This is a genomic window from Vibrio sp. 03-59-1, assembly GCF_013114135.1.
Lineage (GTDB): Bacteria > Pseudomonadota > Gammaproteobacteria > Enterobacterales > Vibrionaceae > Vibrio > Vibrio cortegadensis.
On the sequence record NZ_VTYA01000040.1, the window covers coordinates 1 to 3,689 of the forward strand.

Below are 3,689 nucleotides of genomic sequence, written 5' to 3' on the forward strand. Positions count from 1 at the left end.
AACAAAGATAAACGGATAATTTAACCCTTTGAATCTTATGCAATATAACGCCCAATTAAGGTGCGACAACGCTATAACACCCAAACTAAACCATTGCACCGTAAACACAAAATTCAAACCAGAGTGAACTCGCTAAGCGTTAGGAGTCACTCTTAAATTGTTTGTTATATTGCCCGCACGACAGAGCCAAGTTTAGCGCCAACGTGCTGAATTGGTTACAAATCTACTGGCTGTGAACTCAGAAGTAAAACGGATAGTTCGAAACTCAATCATAGACAACAAAACGCACTTGGCTAAGAAACGAAATGAGCTAAAATTGGAGTCATTCGATTAGCCAAAGTGACAAAGAATTCGAACGAGAAACCTGACGACAAAGTGCGCTGAAGCCACAACTTTCAATGAAATCCCCACGAAAGAGAAGCCGCGCAAAATGAACATGAGCCAGCAAACTTACTAACGAGAAGACTTGCGTGACGTTGCAGCTAATTAACCGACACTCTTTCTACGTGCGATGGTCATTTTGATGGCAACTTTCACGAGACGAACAGGTGTGTAGCTCGGACGCAGAACAAAGATAAACGAATAATTTAACCCTTTGAATCTTATGCAATATAACGCCCAATTAACTTGCGCAGCAACGCAATACTGTGGTTCTGCATTGTACCGTAATCACTAAACCTGATTAGAAGTAAAAATGCCACGCGTTGCAAGTCAGGTTGAATTGTTTGTTAGTTTGCGTGCCAAAGTGACACAACGGTTGATTACTGTTCACTTTAAGACCATAATACATATGTGACATTTTGACACAAAAGGAAATTACATTATGGCTGCTACTTTACCCCGCATCACTGCTAGAGTTGATGTCGATACACAATACTTACTGACAAAAGCTGCGGCAATTGCAGGCATGTCTAGTATTAACTCATTTGTTCTAAGTGCTGCTATCGAAAAAGCCAAGCATGTTATTGAACGTGAACAAGCCCTTAAGCTTAGCCAAGCTGATGCTATGTTACTTATGGATGCTTTAGACCGTCCTGCAACAATCAACACAAAATTGAAAACTGCTTCTGAACGTTACGAGAGCAAAACTCAATGATGAACACGGTACTTCTAGAAAAAGCAAAACATGATAGAAATCGGTTCAACTGCGGTATTGAAGCTCTTAATAACTATCTGAAAGTAATGGCGAGTCAGCAAGCAAAGAAAGACAACACAAGAACTTTTGTTTTAGAAGATGATAACGATAGCTCGCATGTCATTGGTTTTTATACACTAACAATGACACCAGTCGATTTGAAGGCTTTACCCGACAAACTACAGAAAAAACACCAATCATCTACCTCTGGTGGTCTAATTGCTCGATTAGCCGTTGATGAACGCTACAAAGGTAAAGGCTTTGGCGAGTGGCTGCTTATTGATGCACTCAGAAAGCTACTGGCAGCCAGTGATAGCGTCGCATTCCCTGTAGTTATTGTTGACGCCAAAGATGGTGCAAAAGACTTCTACGAGCGATATGGATTCCAAGCATTTCAGGATGCAGAAAATAAACTCTTTATTACCATTTCTGATGTAAGAGCGAATTTAGGCTAGTTAACTGCTAGCCTCCTAGCAAACTAACGCCCAATTAAGGTGCGACAACGCTATGACACCCAAGCTTAACCATTGCACCGTAAACACCAAATTCAAACCGAAGTGAAATTACCACGCGTTGGGAGTCACTCTTAAATTGTTTGTTATATGCTTATTTAACACCTATACTTTATGCGCACAAACAACACGCACAGGACTCCACCATGAGAAACGCATATAGTACACAAACACCAAAGAAAGCTGCAAATTTGAGCTTAAATAGTGAATTACTTGCTGAAGCCAAGCGACTAAACATAAATCTTTCAGCTACAATGGAGAAAGCACTCGAAAAAGAAGTAAGCCAGCGCCTTAAAGCTGAATGGCTAGAACAAAATTCAGATGCTCTTCACGCTTGCAATGAACTTACTGAAAATCACGGATTATTTTCCGATTCTTACCGAGTATTCTAATGTCACAATTTTCACTATACCAAAACAACGATAAAAGCACTGCTACAGCGTACCCATACTTTGTTGATGTTCAGAGTGAGTTGCTTGATACGTTAAATACTCGCTTAGTTATCCCATTAACACCTATCGAGTTATTAGAAAAGAAAGCTCCGAGCCACCTATGCCCAGTAATTCACATTGATGAAGGTGACTTCGTGATCCTAACTCATCAAATGGCTAGCGTTCCAGCTACCATTTTACGTGAGCCAGTCAATGAATTGAGCACTTTCAGAAATGAAATTATAGCTGCTATCGACTTTCTAATCACCGGCATATAACGCCCAATTAAGGTGCGACAACGCTAGAAAACCGAGACTAAACCATTGCACCGTAAACACAAATTTCAAATCGGAGTGAAATCGGCAAGCGTTAGGAGTCACTCTTAAATTGTTTGTTAGATTTTTTATTTCGTATCAATCAGTTAAAGTCAGATAAATGCGAAACTAACGAATTGATACACCCTCAATTTCAATAACTGAATTCGCATTGGCTCGTTCGATAATTTTAACCAAGGCAGATTGAATTACCTCATTTTCTCTAGCATCAGTTTCACTTGAAAAACGCTCTTCTTGAACCTCTGATTCCTCGCCAAGAAGAAACTGAACAACCACTTCATTTGCAAAGTCAGACCTTTCACCGAAGTAAGACAATGTGATTTGAGGGTAACCTTTAAAGCCTTTTTTGACCTGTTTCGCGATACGTTTCTTAGCTTTATCCAAATTCATATTAAATCCTTGTAAACACTGAAACTGAAAAAAATATAACGCCGCGTTAAGTGGTGAGCAACGCCAACCACCCTACCTAAACCATTGTGACATAAACACTTAAAATGAAGAAAGCCGAAAACGCCATGCGTTGGGAATCCGTCTTAAACGCTTTGTTAGTTGAATTTTTCAAAGCCTTCGAGCAGTCCATAAGATTCGTCAAGTAAGTTCGAACGTTCTTTTGGGTCTGATGCTTGGTTTAGAGCTGCGAATATCTCAATATATCGAGTACGAACTTTGAAAAATCGATCTGAGTTATAGCATGCACCAATCCAACCTAACTCCTCTCCAGTTATGCTTTCGATAACTCTCTCCGGTATATATTCACAATGCTCAATCATTGCAAAATTGGATGTATGCCACATATCGTAAATTGCAATATCTTCGCCGGTAAGCCAAGGAAGAAGGTAAACATTTGATAGCATTGTTTCCGCTAGTTCATATCTAGCTTGTTCCAGTGATCCAAGACGATAATTTATGAGAGAACGGCATAACATTTGAATTGGTTCACCCGCGTCATCAGGAAACTGAGAGTCATGCCAATTGATATATTCTTGCGATTTCTTACCGTCATTTAGAACTAGCAACAGCGGGAACATTAAGTATCTTTTTCCATAACCGTCAGAAATTAAGCCATACTCTTTCAACTCGCGATTGAAAGCAGATTTGTAGCTAGAAATTTTGGCTCTGATTTTTTTATCTGTATCAGGGATTTCAAACATACTCAAATATTTCCTATTCAACTAACGCCGCATTAAGGTGATGAGATGGTCTCCCCCTACCACTTCACATCGCTATCAGCCATGCTTGGAGTGTTCAGGTCCGAAGTAAAAGGAGAAGACCATGA

At 39.8% G+C, this 3,689-nt stretch carries 6 protein-coding genes; 4 read left to right on the forward strand and 2 right to left on the reverse strand.

The features are described from left to right. The first annotated feature begins 823 nt into the window (after positions 1-823). The 4 genes from F0249_RS19505 to F0249_RS19520 all read left to right on the forward strand — a co-directional run bounded on the left by F0249_RS19505 (position 824) and on the right by F0249_RS19520 (position 2,356). The gene (locus F0249_RS19505; RefSeq protein ID WP_171757575.1) at positions 824-1,096 is read left to right on the forward strand and encodes a DUF1778 domain-containing protein; all 273 of its coding nucleotides are present in this window, start codon (positions 824-826) and stop codon (positions 1,094-1,096) included. Further along, positions 1,093-1,590, forward strand: a complete 498-nt coding sequence (locus F0249_RS19510; protein ID WP_171757576.1) for a GNAT family N-acetyltransferase — start codon at positions 1,093-1,095, stop codon at positions 1,588-1,590. Before F0249_RS19505 ends, F0249_RS19510 begins: the two co-directional genes overlap by 4 nt. A gap of 203 nt (positions 1,591-1,793) precedes the next feature. Then, positions 1,794-2,039 carry a type II toxin-antitoxin system CcdA family antitoxin gene (locus tag F0249_RS19515; protein WP_171757577.1) on the forward strand — a complete coding sequence of 82 codons (246 nt, stop codon included), beginning with the start codon at positions 1,794-1,796 and terminating at the stop codon, positions 2,037-2,039. Further along, positions 2,039-2,356 (forward strand): CcdB family protein, encoded by a 318-nt coding sequence (locus F0249_RS19520; protein ID WP_171757578.1) that lies wholly within the window; start codon positions 2,039-2,041, stop codon positions 2,354-2,356. The genes F0249_RS19515 and F0249_RS19520 overlap by 1 nt, the downstream gene beginning before the upstream one ends. 165 nt (positions 2,357-2,521) lie before the next feature. On the opposite strand, the gene F0249_RS19525 is transcribed toward F0249_RS19520, so the two are convergent. Further along, positions 2,522-2,803, reverse strand: a complete 282-nt coding sequence (locus F0249_RS19525) for a hypothetical protein (RefSeq protein WP_171757579.1) — start codon at positions 2,801-2,803, stop codon at positions 2,522-2,524. A gap of 155 nt (positions 2,804-2,958) precedes the next feature. Next, positions 2,959-3,564, reverse strand: a complete 606-nt coding sequence (locus F0249_RS19530) for a hypothetical protein (protein ID WP_171757580.1) — start codon at positions 3,562-3,564, stop codon at positions 2,959-2,961. Between the last annotated feature and the right edge of the window lie 125 nt (positions 3,565-3,689).

Bases quoted from the DNA above. Each gene is read 5' to 3' on its own strand.
- F0249_RS19505 (WP_171757575.1), top strand. From the start codon at position 824: ATGGCTGCTACTTTACCCCGCATCACTGCTAGAGTTGATGTCGATACA.
- F0249_RS19510 (WP_171757576.1), top strand. From the start codon at position 1,093: ATGATGAACACGGTACTTCTAGAAAAAGCAAAACATGATAGAAATCGG.
- F0249_RS19515 (WP_171757577.1), top strand. From the start codon at position 1,794: ATGAGAAACGCATATAGTACACAAACACCAAAGAAAGCTGCAAATTTG.
- F0249_RS19520 (WP_171757578.1), top strand. From the start codon at position 2,039: ATGTCACAATTTTCACTATACCAAAACAACGATAAAAGCACTGCTACA.
- F0249_RS19525 (WP_171757579.1), bottom strand. From the start codon at position 2,803: ATGAATTTGGATAAAGCTAAGAAACGTATCGCGAAACAGGTCAAAAAA.
- F0249_RS19530 (WP_171757580.1), bottom strand. From the start codon at position 3,564: ATGTTTGAAATCCCTGATACAGATAAAAAAATCAGAGCCAAAATTTCT.